An 18994-nucleotide genomic window follows, 5' to 3' on the forward strand; every position below is an offset into this window, starting at 1 on the left:
TGCACGTTTTTAGAGTGCTGCCACTTACAAATGATGTTCTTGAGCCATATTCTAGAAAGTGATCTTAAAACAGAATAGCCCTGCCCTCACAAGCTAAGTGAGAGCAGGGCTACCTATCATGTAAAGCTGGTTCTGTTTAAAACAACTGGTATTTTGACAGCTCCTTGGACGGCAATTCTGAAGAACCCATCAGGTAAACGTCAATCGCTCTTGCGGCTTCGCGTCCGTCTGAAATGGCCCAAACTACCAGTGACTGACCACGGCAGGCGTCTCCAGCCGAGAAGATGCCGGGCACATTGGTTTGCCAGTCGTTCAATTTAAAGTTACCCCGGCGGTCTAGTTCAAACTTGAAGTTGGAAGTAAATGCATCGTGTTCGGGACGCTCATAGCCGATCGCGATTAAAGCCAGGTCGCAAGGCAGAATGCGTTCGCTGTTCGGCTTCTCCGTGTATTCAGATTGGTTTTTCCATTCCAGTTCCACCACACGCAAGCCTTTCACATGCCCGTTTTCATCGGCAATGAATTCCTTGTTCAGCCAGCCCCAGCTTCGTTCACAACCTTCTTCGTGGGAAGAGGAGGAGGAAAGAGTCACCGGAACTTCAGGCCATGGATTAGTTGGATGCCGCTCGGACGAAGGCATGAAACGGTACTGCAACTGCGTCACAGATTTGGCAAAGTGACGGTTGGCTGTACCAACGCAGTCAGAACCGGTATCGCCGCCACCAATCACAAGCACGTGCTTACCAAACGCATTGATGTCATTCTCGGGAGCAATCTGGGCACCGTCAACGCGGCGGTTCTGCAGCCCAAGATAATCCATGGCAAAATGAATGCCTTTCAGGTGATTGCCAGGAATAGCGATGGCACGTGGTTTTGTAGAGCCAATGCACAACAGCACCGCATCATACTTCCGGTACAACTTCTTGAGGGTGGTGTCTTGCCCTATTTTGCGGTTGTACTTGAACTTGATGCCTTCCGCTTCCAGAATGACCAGGCGGCGGTCAATGGTCCATTTTTCCAGTTTGAAATCAGGAATGCCGTAGCGGAGCAAACCACCGGCTTTCTCGTCTTTCTCAAACACGGTGACCTTGTGCCCGGCTTTGTTCAATTGGGCAGCAGCAGCTAGTCCGGCGGGGCCAGACCCTACCACCGCTACTTTCTTGCCCGTTCTTTGAAGGGGAGGCTCAGGTTTTACCAAGCCCATTTCAAATGACTTCTCGGCAATAGATTTCTCTATGTGCTCAATGGTCACGGCCGGTTTGTTGATAGACAGCACGCAGCTGCTCTCGCACGGAGCAGGGCAAATGCGGCCGGTAAACTCCGGGAAGTTATTCGTGCGGTACAGCACCCTGATGGCCCGTTCCCAATCTCCCTCAGACACCGCATCATTGAAATCCGGGATCAGGTTGCCTAGTGGGCAGCCGTTGTGGCAAAAGGGAATACCGCAGTCCATGCAGCGGGATGCCTGTTGCTTGGTCTTCTCCTCAGGAAAGGGAAGGTAAATCTCGTTAGAGTCGTTCACCCGAACTTTAGGATCGCGGGTTCCGGGTAGCTCCCGGTTGTATTTTAAGAATCCGTCTGCTATTCCCATTACGCCAATATTCTTTCTGTTTCTTTATCTTGTAATTGCAAGGCCTTTTTCAAATCATGTGGCATCACTTTCCGGAAGTGCTCACGGTGATGGTCCCAGTTTTCAAGGAACTCCTGCGCCAGTATGCTACCGGTATAAGCCACATGCTCCTGCAGTTTCTGTACAATCCAGCTTAAGTCTTCTGCTTCTGGATCTTCCAACCCCACCATGTCCAGGTTGCATTGCTCTACATGGCTAGGATCTGGCGCGTAGAGATACGCCATACCACCACTCATGCCCGCCGCGAAGTTTTTTCCAATAGCACCCAGCACCAGTACCTTTCCGCCGGTCATGTACTCGCAACCGTGGTCGCCAATGCCTTCCACTACCGCCTCAGCGCCGGAGTTCCGCACGCAGAAGCGCTCACCAGCCAACCCGTTGATGTACACTTTGCCGGAGGTGGCGCCGTAAAGGGCCACGTTGCCGGTAATGATGTGTTCATGGGGCAGGTAGTTACTTTCCTTGAAAGGCTGCAAAATCAACTTGCCTCCAGAAAGCCCTTTGCCCAGGTAGTCATTGGCCTCGCCGTATAACTTAAAGGAAATACCCGGTGCTAAAAACGCCCCAAAGCTTTGACCCGCTGAGCCATAGAACTGAGCTCTAAAGCTGTCTTCCGGTAAGCCGTGCTTCCCAAAATTTTTGGAGATCTCATATGACAACATGGTGCCCGTTGACCGGTCCACGTTGATGATGCGGTATTCCACTTCGGTGTTGCCTTTCTTCAAATCACGGATAAGCTTTCTGTCCAAGACTTTGCTTATCTCATGGTCCTGCTCAATCTGCTTGTAAGTACCCACGTTTCTTGGCGCGTACTCCTGGTAGAAGATAGGGGAGAGGTCCAGGTTCTTCAGTTTCCAATGGTTTAGGTCGGTTCTGATCTTTAATACCTGTGACTGGCCCACCATTTCATTGATGGTTCTGAAGCCTAGAGAAGCCATGATCTGCCGTAATTCCATGGCCAGGAAGGTGAACAGGTTCACCACGTGGTCAGGGTCGCCGGTGAAAAGGGCGCGCAGTTCTGGGTTCTGCGTAGCGATACCTACCGGGCAAGTGTTCAGGTGGCATTTACGCATCATGATACAGCCTTCGGTGATCAAAGCAGCAGTTGCTACGCCGTACTCCTCGGCTCCCAGCAGGGTAGCTACGGCCAGGTCATAGCCGGTCAGAATCTTGCCATCGGTCTGCAACACCACGCGGCTGCGCAGGTTGTTTTTGATAAGCGTCTGGTGCGCTTCAGCCAAGCCAATCTCCCAAGGAAGGCCTGTATGGCGGATAGAGCTCAGCGGACTTGCGCCAGTACCTCCATCAGCCCCCGAAATCATGATAGCATCGGCTTTGGCTTTGGCAACGCCTGAGGCGATGGTTCCTACGCCTGCCTCAGCCACCAATTTCACGTTGATGCGGGCTCTTGGGTTAGCGTTTTTCAGATCGAAGATCAGCTGTTTTAAATCTTCAATGGAGTAAATGTCATGGTGCGGCGGCGGTGAAATCAAACCTACACCCGGGGTAGAGCAACGCACTTTGGCAATCCAATGGTCTACTTTATGACCTGGTAACTGACCGCCTTCGCCTGGCTTAGCACCTTGGGCAATCTTGATCTGGATTTCATCGGCGTTGGCCAGATAGTGGCTGGTAACGCCAAACCGGCCGGAAGCTACCTGTTTCACTCTGGAAATTTCTGAATCTCCGTTTGGTTTACGGGTATACCGTGCCTCATCTTCCCCGCCTTCGCCGCTATTGCTTTTACCGCCAATGCGGTTCATGGCAATGGCCAGCGTACTATGCGCTTCATAGGAAATAGACCCGAACGACATGGCACCCGTAGCGAAACGTTTCAGGATAGCCGATACTGGTTCTACCTCTTCCAACGGCACTGACTGCCGCTTCCGGAACTCAAACAGGTTACGGAGCGTGATAGTCGTTTCCTGCTGGTGCTCCCGGATAGATTTGGAGTACTCTTTATAAAGCAGGTAGTCATTTATACGGGTGGACTTCTGAAGCAAGTGAATCACCCTAGGCGTGAGCAAGTGCTCCTCGCCATCACGGCGCCACTGGTAGTACCCACCAGATTCCAACAGGTTCTCCATGTCTGGATAAGCCGATTGGTGTTTGGTCAACGCCTCACGCTCCAAGTCTTCAAAGTTTAGTCCTTCTAACCGGTTGGTGGTACCTTTGAAACACTTTTCTATTACTTCCTGCCCGAAGCCAAGAATTTCAAAAATCTGGGCTCCCTGGTAAGACTGCAGCGTACTGATTCCCATTTTAGAGAGGATTTTCAATAGGCCGTTATCCACCGCTTTGATGAAGTTCTGGAAATAATATGTGTAAGGCTTCTCATTGTCCAGCTTGTGCTGGTCATGCAGGCTCTTGATGGTATCATACACCAGGAACGGATACACCGCACTGGCGCCATAGCCAATAATGGTGGCGAAATGGTGGGTTTCCCAGGCGTCACCCGCCTCTACTACCAGCCCTGCTTTGGTACGCAGGCGCTTCTCAATAAGATGGTGGTGCACGGCACCTACGGCCAACAAGGACGGGATAGCTGCCCGTTGCTCCTGAACATTACGGTTAGAGATGATCAGGATTTTCTTGCCGGCTCGTACCGCGGCTTCTGCATCTGCGCAGATGCGGTCAATGTCCCGCTGCAAGTTCCCTATTTCGCGGGTAGAGAAAGTCGCATCAATGGTTTCGTGCTCAAAGCCTTCTTCTTTCAGGAATACCAGTTTCTGGAACTCCACTGGGTCCATCACCGGCTGGGATATATGAATCTGGCGCGTATGCAGCTCACTTTCATCCAGAATGTTCAACGACTCACCCACGCGGGTGAACAAGGACATCACCAGGCGTTCACGGATGGAGTCAATAGGCGGGTTACTTACCTGCGCGAAGAACTGCTTGAAGTAATGCGATACATGTTGGCTATGGTGCGAGAGTACAGCTAACGGAGTATCAGACCCCATGCTGCCTACCGGCTCGTAACCTGTGGCGGCCATAGGTTCTACCAGCATCTTCAGGTCTTCACGGGTATACCCGTAAGATTTTTGGCGCTGGCGTAATTCCTCAGGGGTGCAAGGCTGTAACAATACTTTGGGTTCTGGACGCAAACGCAGTTTGATGCGGTTTTTCTGAATCCAGTCAAAATACGGCTTATCATTGCAGACCATTTGTTTGACTTCCTCGTCTTCAAAGATGCGGTTCTGCGAAATGTCTGCCAGAAGCATTTTGCCGGGCTGCAGGCGGCCGCGTTTGATCACGTCTTTAGGGTCAACGCATAAGGCACCGGCTTCAGAAGCCATTACCAGGCGGCCTTGTTTTGTCAGGCAATAACGCACGGGACGCAGGCCGTTTCTGTCCAGAGTGGCCCCAATCTGGGTTCCATCGGTAAAGAAAAGGGCAGCTGGACCATCCCAGGGCTCCATCAAAGACGCATGGAATTTATAGAACGCCTTTTTATAGGTGTCCATGTGCGGGTTGTTCTGCCAGGCTTCCGGCACCAGCATCATCATTACGTGGGGTAAAGGACGGCCAGAAAGCGTTAGTAGTTCTACCAGGGCGTCTAAGTTGGCAGAATCAGAATCTTCAGGGTTGGTGACTGGCAAAAGCCACTGCATTTCTTCCTCGGTGAACAGAGGAGAAGACATAAGGGCTTCCTTGGACTTCATCTTGTTCACGTTTCCTCTGATGGTGTTGATCTCACCGTTGTGCGCAATAAAGCGGAACGGCTGGGCTAAGCGCCAGTTAGGGAACGTGTTGGTAGAGAAGCGGGAGTGTACCACCGCAATTGCTGATTTAAAATCAGAGTGGCGCAGGTCAAGGTAATAGCGCTCCAGCTGATCAGTTTTGAGCTGTCCTTTATAAATAATAGTGCGGGAAGAGAAACTGGCAATGTAGAAAGTGCCATTTTCGCCGCGTACGTTCTTGCGGGTCTCGTTGCTGATAAGGTTGCGCAGCACGAACAACTTGCGTTCCAGGTCTTCTCCTTTTATAGTAGGGTCCACTGGCTGCACAAACACCTGCTCAATGTAAGGCTCCACCGCCTTGGCTTCGTGGCCCGGTACCTGGCTGTTCACCGGCACTAAGCGGTAGCCGATCAGGCTTAAGCCTAATTTGCGCAGGCAGCTATTGAGCACTTTTCGGGATTTCTCCCGCAATTCATACACAATAGGGAAGAAGACCATGCCCACGCCGTAGCTTCCCTCGGGAGGAAGGTTAATGGCAAATTCGGCAAGTTCTTTTCTGAAGAATTCGTGGGGTAATTGTACTAAGATTCCGGCTCCGTCTCCGGTCTCGGGGTCGCTGCCGGTGGCACCACGGTGCTCCATGTTTTTAAGCATGGTCAACGCGTCCTTTACCGTGGCATGGGATTTTACCCCATCAAGATTGACGACACATCCAACACCGCAAGCATCGTGCTCTAACTCGGGTGTGTACAACCCTTTGGTAAGCTTTTCGACCTGATTCATTCCTTTTTTGTCTGGTTCGGGTAGGGTGAATCAGTAATTTATCAAAGGATTTTCAAGAAATCAAGTAGTATTTTAAAAATAGTTTAACAAACAAGTGTTAGGGTTAAAAAGTTGTTAAGTAAAGAGGCTTTATTGTTGTATGTTTTCAAAATATTAAGCTTGTGTAGCTACTTTGTTAACAAAATGAAAATAGGCTCTTTAAAGTTTTTTTATATGTTTGATCCCTAGATGATTGTGAAAATGATAGAATTTAAGGTAAGTCCTAAAAAGAAGCATTAATGGTACTTACCGCAAGTTTTAGGCGGTTTATTTCAAAATATAAGAAAAACACAAAGTCTCTCTGGTTATTGGACGAGATCAAAACTAAAGGGTAGAGTAAAGATCATGGAAAAGCTTTCCTCAGGAGGAGGGTATTTTGTGAACTACTTTTTAGAGGCTTCTTCCCGGACTCTTTCCAGAAAATAGATAAGAAACAGGGCGAGTACATTTACGGTCACAAAAGAGGCCCCGGTGTTGGTGCCAAAGCTGAAACTAAAGGAGGACAAAGAGAACCTGAACTTGAAAACCCAGCTTAAAAGAAAATCTATGCCCACTCCAATTTTAATCCCGGATACATAATTATAAGCCAGACCAGCTACCCCAAAACCAATGACTTGCAAGACCTGGTTGACCAGCGAGAAGGTGTACCCTTTCCGTTTCCGCTGCAAAAGCGAGAAACCACAGAAAATAGAAAAGCTATACAAGAGGGCCGCGATACCGATGCCTACCCAGGTAGAAGGAGAGGGGTTTTGCAGCTGTGGAATCATCTTGAGGAACAGACCCAGGCCCAACACGCCACCCGCTATCTGGTAGATGGCCATGAGTAAGAGAAGGGGGGAGTCTTTTTGTAATGCAGATGAAGGGTTCTGTTTCATATCTCTAAATAAGATGGTCTAGTAAAAAGCCCCGGCTTAGGGAGCCAGGGCTTTTCAAGATGTGATACTTAAGATCTATTGGTGATCAAAGTCAATGCCTTGGTGCTTTTCGCGGAGCTGAGCCAGGCCTTTCTTGCCGTAGGCCAGGCGGGTGATCACCACGTACAACACGGGCACAATAAAGATAGCCAGGAACGTGGCAGCCAACATACCGCCAATTACTACCCAACCAATGGTCTGTCTTGACACGGCTCCGGCGCCGGAAGCCAGTACCAACGGCACTACCCCCAAGATGAAAGCCAGGGACGTCATGATGATCGGTCGCAGACGAAGACGCACTGCTTCAATGGTGGCCTCAATTAATTCCATGCCACGGTCTACCCGCTCTTTGGCGAACTCCACAATCAGGATGGCGTTTTTCGCGGCCAGACCAATCAAGGTGATCATCCCTATCTGTGCGTATACGTTATTCTCCAGTTTGGGCAGGAACGTAAGCGCTAGGATGGCCCCAAACATACCCAACGGAATGGCAAACATAATGGAGAACGGTACGCTCCAGCTTTCATACAAGGCAGCCAATAAGAGTAACACCAATATAATAGAAAGTGCGAAGATGTAAATGGTGCTGTTCCCCGCAGAAAGCTCCTCGCGGCTTAGACCAGAGAAACTGTAACCATAGCCGGCCGGTAAGGTTTGGGCAGCTACTTCTTCCAGAGCCTGCAAGGCTTGCCCACTACTAAAACCAGGTTTGGCACCACCTGAAATCTCCACAGATCTGAACAGGTTGTAATGCGAGATTACAGCCGGGTTCTCTACTACTTTTGCGGTAATCAGGGCACTTAGCGGTACCGATGCGCCCTCCCGGTTAAGGACGTAGAACTGGTTCATGTCCTTGATGTCCATCCGGTAGGCGGTGTCGGCTTGGGCTACTACCCGGTAGTTACGGCCGTAGCGCGTGAAGTCATTGATGTAGCGGCTACCCATGTAAGAAGACATGGTGGCGTAGACATCGGTCAGGCTGATGCCCAGTTTCTTCACTTTCTCACGGTCTACGTCTACGTGGTAGCCAGGAGTGCGGGTATTGAAGAAGCTGTAGGCCATGGCGATCTCCGGACGTTGGTTCGCGGCTGCCAGGAATTGACCCATCACGCGCTCCAGGTCTCTGATGTCACCCGCAGTGCGCTGCTCCAGCATAAAACTGAAACCACCCGATTGGCCCAGACCCGGAATAGCCGGTGGTGCCACCACTCTGATGTTTGCTTCCTTGATAGCGGCAAAACGTTGGTTCAGGTCATTCATCACGCCCTGCAACTGCATGGATTCTTCCTGCCGTTGGTCCCAGGGGTGCATCTGGATAAAGAACGTACCGCTGTTCGATTTGAAGGAGAAGTTGATGGCGTTCAGACCAGAAATGGATGTCGCGTTTTTGATCGCCTTCACTTCGCCTATGATGCCCGCCATTCTTTGAAGGATCGCTTGCGTTCTGTTCGCGGATGACCCTTCGGGTAATTCCACAGAGATAAACAAACGGCCTTCGTCTTCGGTAGGGATGAAACCAGTTGGTTTCTTCGCGAACAAGCCCACGGTGCCTACATACAAACACACTAGCAGAATCAAGGCCAAAGGAGCTGCTTTAATGCTCTTCCGAACACCCACTGAGTAAGACTCTGTTGTTCTGGCAAACCAGTTGTTAAAGCGGTAGAAGAACTTATTAATCCCTCTTGATTCGCGGCCCACGTTCATAGGGCGTAGCATTAAGGAGCAAAGCGCCGGAGTCAACGTCAAGGCCACAAATGCCGAGATCAAAACTGAGATAGCAATGGTGATGGCGAACTGCTGGTACAAACGACCCACAATACCCGGAATAAAACCTACCGGGATAAACACGGCTGCCAGAATCAACGCGATGGCAATTACTGGGGCAGTGATGTCTTTCATCGCCTTGCGGGTAGCTTCCCTTGGCGAGAGGCGCTCATGGTCAATGTAATGCTGCACCGCTTCTACCACCACAATGGCGTCATCTACCACAATACCTATGGCCAATACAAACCCGAAGAGGGTAAGCGTGTTAATAGTAAAGCCCAGCGGGATAAAGAAGATGAACGTACCAATAATGGAAACCGGAATGGCCAGGATGGGTACCAAGGTGGCGCGCCAGCTCTGCAGGAACAGGAATACCACAATGATTACCAGAATCAAAGCCTCTGCCAGCGTGTGTACCACCTCATTGATAGACACCTCCACCACCGTCACCGATTCAAACGACACAATGTAGTCTACGTCTGCCGGAAACGTTTTTTTCATCTCGTCCAAGGCAGCGTAAATACCATCGGCGGTAGCCACGGCGTTGGAGCCCGGGGCCTGGTAAATCAGCATCATGCCGGCAGGGTTTCCGTTAATGGTCGCTTGCCGTCCATAATCAAACTGGCCAAATTCTACCCGTGCCACATCCTTTAGGTACACCAAAGAACCGTCCTCGGGGTTGGTGCGGATGATGACGTTCTCAAACTGTTCTTTGGTGGTTAAGCGGCCACTAACGGTGATGGGGTACTGGAACGCCTGCGTGTTGTATTGCGGACGGGCACCCACCGTACCAGCCGCTACCTGCATGTTCTGTTCCTGGATGGCGGTTACCACCTGGTTCGCGTTCATGTTGTACTGCGAAAGCTTGTCGGGCTGCAGCCACAAACGCATACTGAAATCCTGACCAATGGCCGTTACGTCACCAACCCCTTGCACCCGCAGCAAGGCGTCTTTCACGTAGATGTTGGCGTAGTTGTCCAAATACTGAACGTCATGGGTTTTCTTAGGCGAGTAAATTCCGACCACCATCAAAATACTAGGGTTCCGCTTCCGAACGGTTACGCCCAGACGTCTTACTTCTTCCGGCAAACTTGGCTCGGCCACACTGGCGCGGTTCTGCACATCCAGGGTGGCAATGTTAATGTCTGTTCCTACCTCAAATGTCACGGTCATGTTCATCTGGCCGGTACTGGTGTTGGTAGAAGACAGATATGCCATGCCTGGAGTACCATTGATCTGGGTTTCTATGGGGGTAGCAACCGTCTGTTCAATGGTTTGTGCATCCGCGCCCGTGTAGTTTGCCGATACCGATACCGTAGGGGGAGAGATATCGGGGTACTGGGTAATGGGCAGGTTCATCATGGCCAATGTTCCCACCAGCACGATCACAATAGAGATCACAATGGCGGTGATTGGCCGTCTTATAAATACTTCAGATATCATACTCTTACTGAAAAGCTATTTGGATATTGTTTTTATCTGGCGCTGGCCGGAGCACCACCAGTGGCCTGTGGAGCACCCACCTGGATCTTAGCGCCCTGACGAAGGTTCTGGATTCCTTCCAACACAATCACATCACCGGCTTTAAGGCCTTCACGGGCTACAATCTTATCCTGGAAGCGGGTGCCTAACAAAATGTTCTGCTGCTGCACAGAATCTCCCTGCACTTTGTACACAAAGTATTCGCCCAGCTGCTCGGTTACCGCTTTGAAAGGCAAGGTGATTTGCTGCCCTATGTCCTGGTTTAGCACATTCACGCTCACGGTCATGCCTGCTACCAACTGGCGGCTAGGGTTGGGGAAGCTTACGCGCACTGTGATGGTCCCGCTTTGCAAGCCCACCGCACGGTCAATAGCGGAAAGTTTCCCGGTATGGGAGTACCGGGTGCCATCGGCCAATGTTAAAGTGAAAAGGGAGTCTGGTTGCTTGCCTTGCTGAAGACGGTTAAAGCGGGGAAGCTCCTGTTCGTTGATCACGAAATCTACGCCGGTGGGGCCGTCAGACGAGATGGTGTTCAGGAGGGTGGTGCCCGGGCTTACCTGAGAACCTACGCGCACCTGAGAGATGCCAATGGTACCGCTAAAGGGAGCATTGATAACCGAGTACCCTAAATCTGTAGAGGCACTGGATACCTGGGCACGGGCCACGGCTACTTGGGCACGAGCCGTTTCCACATCAGCGCGGGCATAATCTACGCGCTGGCGGGCAATAGCATCTTGTTTGGCCAGGTTCTCATAGCGTTCCAGGTCTTTCTGAACCCGGTTCAGGTTTGCCTGGGCGCTGCGCACGTTGGCCTGCGCCTGCCGATAAGCCGCCATGTATTTGGTGCGGTCAATCTCATATATTTTCTGGCCCTTGGATACACGTTGGCCGTCTTTCACATAGATTTGAGTGATGTAGCCGCTCACCTGGGGCCGAAGCTCTACTTCATTCAGCGGGACTACGGTGCCAGGGTAGGTATCAGTACCGGTAACGTGTTCTTCAGTGACAGTGTAGGTGTTCACGGAAACCGGACCACCCATCATGGGGCCTTGGGGTGCTGCGTCCTTTTTGCCGCAAGAAACCAGTACGGCGCTAAACAAGGAAAGCGCGGCAAAGGTGGATAAATGTAACTTCATGATGCTATGGTTTTTCTCTCTGATTAGTAGTTAGTGGCAATGGTACCCAGGGCGCGCTGCACATCCAGTTTGCTGGATAGCACGTTGTAAAGAGCATTGTAATAGTTAAGTTGAGCCGTTCTGAGGTCGGTTTCAGCCACAATCAAATCCAGATAGGCTTTGATGCCTTCGTTGTACTGCAGCTTGATCACGTTGTACACGTCTTCGGCGAGCTGCACATTGCTTTGCAGCGTGAGCCAGTCATTGTAGTCGCTTTTGTAATTGGCCAAGGCCGTCTGGTACTCGGTGTTGATCCTGCGCTGGACGTTCTGCAACTCCACATTCAGGCTTTCTTCCTGCAATTCAGAGATGCGCACATTCTGCAATCTTCGGCCACCCTGGAAAATAGGAATGCCCACTTGCAGCCCCAAAGCCGAAGTTGGGTAGGCTTGGCTGTAGATATCTCCTAAATTAGAGCTGAAGAACGTTGGGTTGTAGTTCACAAAAGCCGACGCGGTGGGCAGAAAGCCCCACCGGTGGTAGCGGGTGTTCAGCCCTTGTATCTGCCGTTGCGTCTGTATCTGCTGAAACTCTACCCGGTTGGTAAAGGCCACTGTTTGGGCCGTATCAATCAGAATATTTTGCTGCATCTGGTTGTAGTCATAGGCCAGCGTAAGCGGGGAGTTTACGGGTAAGCCCATCAGTTCCTGCAACAAGGCGGTGCTGGATTTGATCGCTTCCTGGGTTCTTTTGCGGTCGGCCTTGATGCTGTTCAAGGTAATGGAGGCGCGTTGGTAATCGGTTTTGTCTACCAGACCCTGCTCATATTGAGCACGGGCATCGCGGTACTGTTTTTCCTGGCGTACAATGTTCTCGTTCAGAATCCGGAGCTGCTCCTGGCTGAGGAGAATGTTGTAAAAAGCCTTGCTCACGTCTACCACCGTGTTGATCTTGGTAGACTGGGTATTCAGGTCAAGGGCCGTTCTGGTAAAGCGGGCGGCCCGGCTGGTCAGCAGCAGATCATTGCTGTACAGTGTCTGGTTTGCCTGAAAGTTGATGTTAGAGGTGTATTTCTGCCCGATGGTAATCACCTGGTCGCCGAACACGCTCTGTGGGCGTTTAATGTTGTGCGTGAACGCGTAATTAGCCGCCACCTGCGGCAACCAACCTGACAATTGTGCCCTGATCTGGCGCTCGCCAATTTCTTCTTCTATTTGCGCCTGCTGCACTTGCGCCTGATTTTTCAGGGCATAGGCCACGCACTGCTCCAGCGTCAGCCGGCCGGCGGTGCTATCTGGGGTCACCTGGGCCAACAATGCCACAGGTGCCAGAAGGCAACTGAGCAGCAGCATCAGATACGTTGATCTCTTCATAGGTACTGGTAAATGAATTATATAAGGGGATGGGGGGTGTAGTTAAAGCTTCCGGATGCTGTCCCAGACCATTTGGGCCAGTTGGTTGAATTCCTTGTCGGTTAGCTGTACTTTTCCGTCAAGGTGCACCTTGGCTGCGGTCATGATGCTACTGTGGATCATAATGGCCATTAGTCTATAATCCAGATCCCGGAGGATGCCGTGCTGTTGGGCCAACTTAATGAACTGCCTGATCTCATTCTGAACCCGCTCTTCCTGTTCTTGCGGACAGCGTGGGTAGTAGGGCGAATTCACGAACTGCTCAATAAAGAACAGGACATTAGGGTTTTGGATGTAGAACTGACAGCGGCTAATCCAGCGCAGAAAAAAGCTCTCCTTCAGGCCCATGTCGTCGCGCAGGTTCCGCTCCATGGCTTGCTGTACCTGATTTTGGGTGTAAGTAAACAGCTCCATGATCAGCGTGTCTTTGCTGTCAAAATAATGGTAAATGGTTCCGGCTGCTACGCCGGCCCTTTTGGCCACTAAACTCATGGGGGTTCCATGGAATCCATTCTCCTTAATCAACTTCAGGGTACTTTCCAGTATCGCCTTTTTCTTCTCTGCTATGATCTCCAACTCGTTTCTTATCTTTCTATTGAACGTTCATTCGGTATGCAAAGGAACGGACAAAAGCAGGAACCATGCAAAGACTTTAACATTTGAATCCTATTTTGTAAATCTAAACTGTTCTTTGATTTTGGATAATGTGTTAATTTTCAATGATTTATATAAGGTTGATTGCAGAGGTATCTTTCAGGATACCAAAGAGAGGCAAATGATTTATAAGACCTGTTTCAGTGCTAGTTTTTGAAAAGCAGGCTGTTAACAGGCAGGGTACCTGTTTAGTGGAACCATTGGAAAGCACTCTATAAGAGCGTTACTATAAAAGAAAAGAAGACCAAATCGTCCCCCTTTGAAGGGGGTAGGGGGATGACCTTGGCCGAAGAAGAGGCGAGCACCTTTTGCTACGGAGTGCCTAGCTTTGGTATGGAACCCAAAAGGGCAACTACAAGGGATTTCCCCTACTTATATTTTGGCAACACCATCACCAGCAGGAGTAATCATCCCCCTACCCCCCTTCAATGGGGGACGGAATGCGTAGGAACTTTGTGTAAATGGATAAACTGCTTTATGAGCCGTTTTCAAAAAAGTATGCCTGAAATGGAGAATGATCAGGATAGTCTGTCCTGCTCTACAATATGCTGCACAATCTTTTCGGCATGGTCACGGGAGTTTTCAATAAACCAAAGGTGGGTGTCCATACCACCGCAGACTACGCCTGCCAGGTAAAGACCTTGCTGGTTTGTTTCCATGGTTTGGGTGTTGTGCTGCGGGTATAACTTTTCATCGGGAGAAAGCTCCACGCCAAACTTCCGGAGCAAGTCAAAATTGGGTTTGTAACCGGTAAGCGCCAGCACGAAATCGTTTTCAATGGTGATCAATCCTTCCGGCGTCATGACATCCACTTCCCCCGGCCTGATGGCGGTGATACAGGAATTGAAGTGGGCCTTGATGCTGCCTTCAGAAATACGGTTTTCTACGTCTGGGCGTACCCAGTACTTCACCCGGCGGCCAATCTCGGGTCCGCGCACTACCATGGTGACTTCGGCACCTTTACGGTATGTTTCCAAAGCGGCATCTACTGAGGAGTTGCTGGCCCCCACCACCACTACTTTCTGCAACGCATAATAATGGGGGTCTTTGTAGTAGTGCGTTACGTGCGGCAGGTCTTCGCCGGGAATGCCCATCAACGCCGGTAAATCATAGAAACCGGTGGAGATGATCACTTTGCGGGCGTGGTAAGTGCCTTTGACCGTCTCCACTTCAAACCTGTTTTTGGTTTTCTGCACTGAAAGCACTTCTTCAAACAACCGCAGGTTCAGGTTGAATTTGAGCGTCACCCGACGGTAATACTCCAGGGCCTCGTTCCGGCGCGGCTTGGGATTGTCTGAAATGAAAGGAACTCCGCCAATCTCCAGTTTCTCAGAGGTAGAGAAAAACGTCATGGTCACCGGGTAGTTGTACAACGAGTTCACCAAGGCGCCTTTGTCAATAATCACGTAGGAGAGGCCCGCTTTTTGAGCCTCTATGCCACACGTTAAGCCAATGGGCCCCGCGCCAATAATCACAAGGTCAAATTCTGAAGGAGTACGCATGCTGCAAATCTACGAGGGATAATGAAAAGAGTAGGAGGAATACCATGTAACAATTTGATCCTACAGAAAAGGTGGTTCCTGCAAAACGAACTAATACTCAGTAAGTTCGTACTTCTACTATACTAATCTAAGGCTTATTACTATGAAAAATCTAACTATACTTTTTGTTCTGATCTTATCAGGATTCACGTTTGCCTGCAGCGAATCTGGCAAACGAATTGAAAACGCTGATTCTGTGGCAGAGATGGCTACAAATGATACGGCTGTGCTATACAGAGACGAAGCAGTCTGGGAAAACATAGATTTTGATGCTCCCGTTGTAAATGTACCTGACCTGGCCGGTTCAGATGTGACGGTGCGCGGCAATGACTCCGTCACCATTTACCAGGCCAGCCAGGATATTTTATTTGACGTGGATAAAGCGGAAATAAAGGAATCTGGAAAAGCGAGTTTACAAAAGATAGCTGCCAACATAAAAGAACGTACCCAGGGCGAGGGGATGATCCGGGTGTTTGGCTTTACAGACTCTACCGCCAGCAAAGAATACAACATGGAACTAGGGAAGGAGCGGGCCAAAGCAGTAGAAGATTGGATGACCTCTAACGCTGGATTCGAAGGTGACAGAATCAAGGTAATCTCAAAAGGCCAGCAAGATCCCATTGCTACGAATAAAACTGCCGAAGGACGTCAGCAAAACCGACGGGTGGAGATTGTGGTGTTGAAAGGACAGGCGAACGACTAGTTTCAACCACCAGAAAGGAGCTGCATATTTGGGCTCATTTCTAATTATAAGATAAAGTAAGAAAGCCAGCTTGTCTATCTTTGACGAGCTGGCTTTCTTACATTTTGAACAGTCCTTAATGATAAAGGGAATTAGATGTTTGGAGAACTGTTGCTCTTAGAGAAACAACACCTTACATTCTTAAGTAAGTTTTGAGTAACAGCATCTCTGCATGTTCCCTTTTTATGCATAGTTTTTAAAGCAGTTTTTCAATTCTAGCCTAAAAAGAGGTATTCCGTATATTCAATTCCATCACATTATCACCCATTGCTTCAATAGTACAGAATGAACAGGAAAGTCCGGGAGCTACAGTATTTCTTCTACAGTCAGAACTTCTATGATGGCATCAGAGTCACCATTGCAGCGCTGGTACCCGCACTTTTGATGTCATACTTGGGGCATTTTGAAATGGGAATCGCCATTTCTTTGGGGGCTATTGGTGTGAGTTTGGCAGATTCGCCCGGACCCATGCTCCACAAAAGAAACGGAATGCTTGCAGGTATTGGGGTTTGCACGCTGGTGGCTTTGCTGACAGGCTTCGCCCGGATGAACGTGTACACCCTGGGGCTGGAGATTCTGGTCGTCAGCTTTGTGTTGTCAATGTTGCTGGTGTACGGCATGCGGGCTTCGTTCATTGGCATGGGCGGTTTGCTGGTGCTCGTTTTAACCATGGACCGGGCACTTACCCCAGAGATGGTGTTGGTGAACAGTGCCCTGGTCATGAGCGGTGGGGTGTGGTACCTGCTGCTTAGTTTAGTAACCAACAAGGTGTTGCCTTATAGACCGGCCCAGCAGGAACTGGGAGAATGTATAAGGGAAGTAGCCAAATTCGTTCGGCTGAAAGCCGCCTTTTACCTGCCCGGTACAGATGTAGACCAGACCTACCGGCAGCTTATTTCGCAACAGATTCTGGTAAATGAGAAGCAGGCCTTGGTGCGCGAGATGCTGTTTAAGAGCCGGCAGATTGTAAAGGAATCTACGGAGGCAGGCCGCACGCTGGTCATGACCTTTGTGGACATGGTAGACATATATGAGCAGGTAACGGCTATTCATTATGATTACACCGCCATCAGGGAGCGGTTTGGGGCCACGGGCATCTTGCCGGAGATAGGTCACTTTATTGAATTCCTGGCAGATGAACTGGACAACATTGGGTTTGCCATTCAAGCCAACCTGAAGCACAGAAACCAGCCTGACGTAATGGGCAAACTGGACACCCTTAAAGCAAAGATTGATGCCATTGGGGAGCAGCAGGGTCAAAGCGGGAACCTGGTGCTGAAGAAGATCTTTGTGAACATCAGGACCATTGTCCAGCGCTTAACTGCTATAAGAACGTACTTCAGCGCCCATTCAGACCAGGTGCAGCGCAGGGTGAAGGAGCTGGAGTTTGCCCCGTTTTTGTCGCACCAGACCATAGACCCCAAGGTATTCTGGAACAACTTAACCTTTGAATCATCGGTGTTCAGGTTTTCTTTTAGGGTGGCGCTGGTGTCTTTGTTTGCCTACTCGCTCACTAAAATCTTCCCCTATGGGCAGCACAGTTACTGGGTCTTATTGACGGTCATCTTCCTGTTGAAACCCGCCTTCAGCTTGACCAAACAGCGGAACATCCAGCGGGTGATTGGCACGGTGGTGGGTGGAGCCATTGGATTGCTGATCTTGTATCTGGTGCAGGATGAGCGGCTGCAGTTTGTGTTCCTGCTTCTTTTCATGACCGGTTTCTACAGCGTGCAGCGCATCAATTATGTGCTAAGCGTCATTCTCATGACCCCCTTCATGCTGATCCTGTTCAATTTTCTGGGCGGCGGAAGTCTGGCCATTGTGCAGGAGCGGGTGGTAGATACCGTAGTGGGCTGCGCCATTGCCTTTGCCTCTACGTATTTTGTTTTTCCTAACTGGGAGTCTAAACAGGTAGGCAAATTCATGCAGGCGGCGCTCAAAGCCAATCTGCGGTACCTGCAGGTGTTAACCGATTTGTTCGCCGGAAAAGACGTGCAGGAAGTGGAGTACAAACTGGCCCGAAAAGAAGTGTACGTGAGTTCTGCCAACCTGTCGGCGGCGTTCCAGCGCATGACCGGAGAGCCTAAAAGCAAGCAGCTCAATGGCCGTGACATCTACCAGTTTGTGGTGCTCAACCACATTTTATCCTCCTACATTGCCACCATTGTATCGGCTAGGCTCCGGCAAGAAACCGGGAGCTATCCTAACAAAACCTTTCTCCGAACCCTGAGGCGTGCCACAATATCTCTCACCGACGCCTTGAAAACCCTGGATCCTACCTATGTAGTGCCTGAAGTTGTAAGCAAAACCAATGAACCCGAAGGTCAGGAAAAGACAGAATTTACCTCAGACGAACAATTGCTGAAAGAGCAGCTCGAGTTCATTAGAAAGGTAAGTGCAGAACTCCTGAAGATCACCGCTGCCATTCAAGGAGTACCGGCCCAGGCAGAAATTACCCCCGCTTATTCCTGATTTCCTCATACTTATTTATGTCGTGTTTTAGATTCTGTTTCTGGAAAAGAGGCTTGAAAGGGGGAGGGTATTTGTGAATAGGATATTAGAAGTTATATTTAGTTATCAACTATAAAGGTAAGCTTCAAGCGTCTACTGAGAGGTTGCTTCCGTAGATGTCTATTCTGCTGCATCAAACTTTTACCCTCTATTCTGAAAACTATGGCTACCGTAAAATGGTCTTTGGATCCTCTGCATAGTGAAGTGCAGTTCAAAGTGAAACACCTAATGATTACCACTGTCACGGGGTACTTTCAGAGTTTTAATGTAGAGGTAGAAACCGAGGAGGAAGATTTCTCACAAGCCAGCAACATCCTTTTTACTGCCGATGTAAATTCCATTAACACCAACAACGAGCAACGCGACACCCACCTGAAGTCTTCTGAGTTCTTTGACACTGACACCCACGGCGACATTAGGTTTGTAGGAAACCACTATGAACAAACCAGTTCCGATACGGCCCGCCTGCACGGCGACCTCACCATCAAGGGCCTTACTAAACCCGTTTCAGTGGACGTGGAATTTGGCGGTACTGTGATAGACCCCTATGGACAAACTAAGGCTGGTTTCACCGTTACTGGTAAAATAAGCCGCAAGGAATTTGACCTAACCTGGAATGCTGTAACAGAGGCAGGTAGTGTGGTGGTCAGCGATGACATTCGGGTGAATGCTGAGATACAGTTAGTAAAACAAGCTTGATTACTTTCTCTTCCTTTAAACAAAT

11 protein-coding genes are annotated in these 18994 nt (G+C 49.9%); 3 read left to right on the forward strand and 8 right to left on the reverse strand.

The window, feature by feature from the left end; translation table 11 throughout:
- Window positions 1–136: 136 nt before the first annotated feature.
- The 8 genes from DC20_RS14890 to DC20_RS14925 all read right to left on the reverse strand — a co-directional run bounded on the left by DC20_RS14890 (window position 137) and on the right by DC20_RS14925 (window position 14978).
- On the reverse strand, window positions 137–1591 hold the full coding sequence (locus DC20_RS14890; RefSeq protein ID WP_062544563.1) for a glutamate synthase subunit beta: 1455 nt from the start codon (window positions 1589–1591) through the stop codon (window positions 137–139).
- Window positions 1591–6096, reverse strand: a complete 4506-nt coding sequence (gene gltB / locus DC20_RS14895; protein WP_062544564.1) for a glutamate synthase large subunit — start codon at window positions 6094–6096, stop codon at window positions 1591–1593. Before gltB ends, DC20_RS14890 begins: the two co-directional genes overlap by 1 nt.
- 422 nt (window positions 6097–6518) lie before the next feature.
- Window positions 6519–7010 (reverse strand): hypothetical protein, encoded by a 492-nt coding sequence (locus DC20_RS14900; RefSeq protein ID WP_157593173.1) that lies wholly within the window; start codon window positions 7008–7010, stop codon window positions 6519–6521.
- Between the two features lie 75 nt (window positions 7011–7085).
- Complete coding sequence (locus DC20_RS14905) at window positions 7086–10256, reverse strand: efflux RND transporter permease subunit (RefSeq protein ID WP_062544566.1); 3171 nt, start codon at window positions 10254–10256, stop codon at window positions 7086–7088.
- 32 nt (window positions 10257–10288) lie between these two features.
- Window positions 10289–11431: an efflux RND transporter periplasmic adaptor subunit gene (locus DC20_RS14910; protein WP_062544567.1), complete on the reverse strand. Its 1143-nt coding sequence runs from the start codon at window positions 11429–11431 to the stop codon at window positions 10289–10291.
- A 23-nt stretch (window positions 11432–11454) separates the two neighbouring features.
- Complete coding sequence (locus DC20_RS14915; RefSeq protein WP_062544568.1) at window positions 11455–12783, reverse strand: TolC family protein; 1329 nt, start codon at window positions 12781–12783, stop codon at window positions 11455–11457.
- A gap of 42 nt (window positions 12784–12825) precedes the next feature.
- Entirely contained in the window at window positions 12826–13398 is a 573-nt protein-coding gene (locus tag DC20_RS14920; RefSeq protein WP_062544569.1) for a TetR/AcrR family transcriptional regulator, read from the reverse strand.
- A 596-nt stretch (window positions 13399–13994) separates the two neighbouring features.
- On the reverse strand, window positions 13995–14978 hold the full coding sequence (locus DC20_RS14925) for a YpdA family putative bacillithiol disulfide reductase (protein ID WP_062544570.1): 984 nt from the start codon (window positions 14976–14978) through the stop codon (window positions 13995–13997).
- A gap of 142 nt (window positions 14979–15120) precedes the next feature.
- Here DC20_RS14925 and DC20_RS14930 point away from each other — a divergent pair, with 142 nt between their 5' ends.
- The 3 genes from DC20_RS14930 (at window position 15121) to DC20_RS14940 (ending at window position 18969) form a co-directional block, all read left to right on the forward strand.
- The gene (locus tag DC20_RS14930) at window positions 15121–15720 is read left to right on the forward strand and encodes an OmpA family protein (protein ID WP_062544571.1); all 600 of its coding nucleotides are present in this window, start codon (window positions 15121–15123) and stop codon (window positions 15718–15720) included.
- A 324-nt stretch (window positions 15721–16044) separates the two neighbouring features.
- Window positions 16045–18231, forward strand: coding sequence for an FUSC family membrane protein (locus tag DC20_RS14935; protein WP_062544572.1), 2187 nt, complete (start codon window positions 16045–16047; stop codon window positions 18229–18231).
- Between the two features lie 201 nt (window positions 18232–18432).
- Window positions 18433–18969, forward strand: coding sequence for a YceI family protein (locus tag DC20_RS14940; protein ID WP_062544573.1), 537 nt, complete (start codon window positions 18433–18435; stop codon window positions 18967–18969).
- Window positions 18970–18994 lie beyond the last annotated feature (25 nt).

It is taken from the genome of Rufibacter tibetensis (assembly GCF_001310085.1).
Lineage (GTDB): Bacteria > Bacteroidota > Bacteroidia > Cytophagales > Hymenobacteraceae > Nibribacter > Nibribacter tibetensis.

Excerpts from the sequence above, each read along its gene's own strand:
- gltB (WP_062544564.1), bottom strand. The coding sequence starts at position 6,096 with ATGAATCAGGTCGAAAAGCTTACCAAAGGGTTGTACACACCCGAGTTA.
- DC20_RS14890 (WP_062544563.1), bottom strand. The coding sequence starts at position 1,591 with ATGGGAATAGCAGACGGATTCTTAAAATACAACCGGGAGCTACCCGGA.
- DC20_RS14910 (WP_062544567.1), bottom strand. The coding sequence starts at position 11,431 with ATGAAGTTACATTTATCCACCTTTGCCGCGCTTTCCTTGTTTAGCGCC.
- DC20_RS14905 (WP_062544566.1), bottom strand. The coding sequence starts at position 10,256 with ATGATATCTGAAGTATTTATAAGACGGCCAATCACCGCCATTGTGATC.
- DC20_RS14915 (WP_062544568.1), bottom strand. The coding sequence starts at position 12,783 with ATGAAGAGATCAACGTATCTGATGCTGCTGCTCAGTTGCCTTCTGGCA.
- DC20_RS14930 (WP_062544571.1), top strand. The coding sequence starts at position 15,121 with ATGAAAAATCTAACTATACTTTTTGTTCTGATCTTATCAGGATTCACG.
- DC20_RS14925 (WP_062544570.1), bottom strand. The coding sequence starts at position 14,978 with ATGCGTACTCCTTCAGAATTTGACCTTGTGATTATTGGCGCGGGGCCC.
- DC20_RS14935 (WP_062544572.1), top strand. The coding sequence starts at position 16,045 with ATGAACAGGAAAGTCCGGGAGCTACAGTATTTCTTCTACAGTCAGAAC.
- DC20_RS14900 (WP_157593173.1), bottom strand. The coding sequence starts at position 7,010 with ATGAAACAGAACCCTTCATCTGCATTACAAAAAGACTCCCCCCTTCTC.
- DC20_RS14940 (WP_062544573.1), top strand. The coding sequence starts at position 18,433 with ATGGCTACCGTAAAATGGTCTTTGGATCCTCTGCATAGTGAAGTGCAG.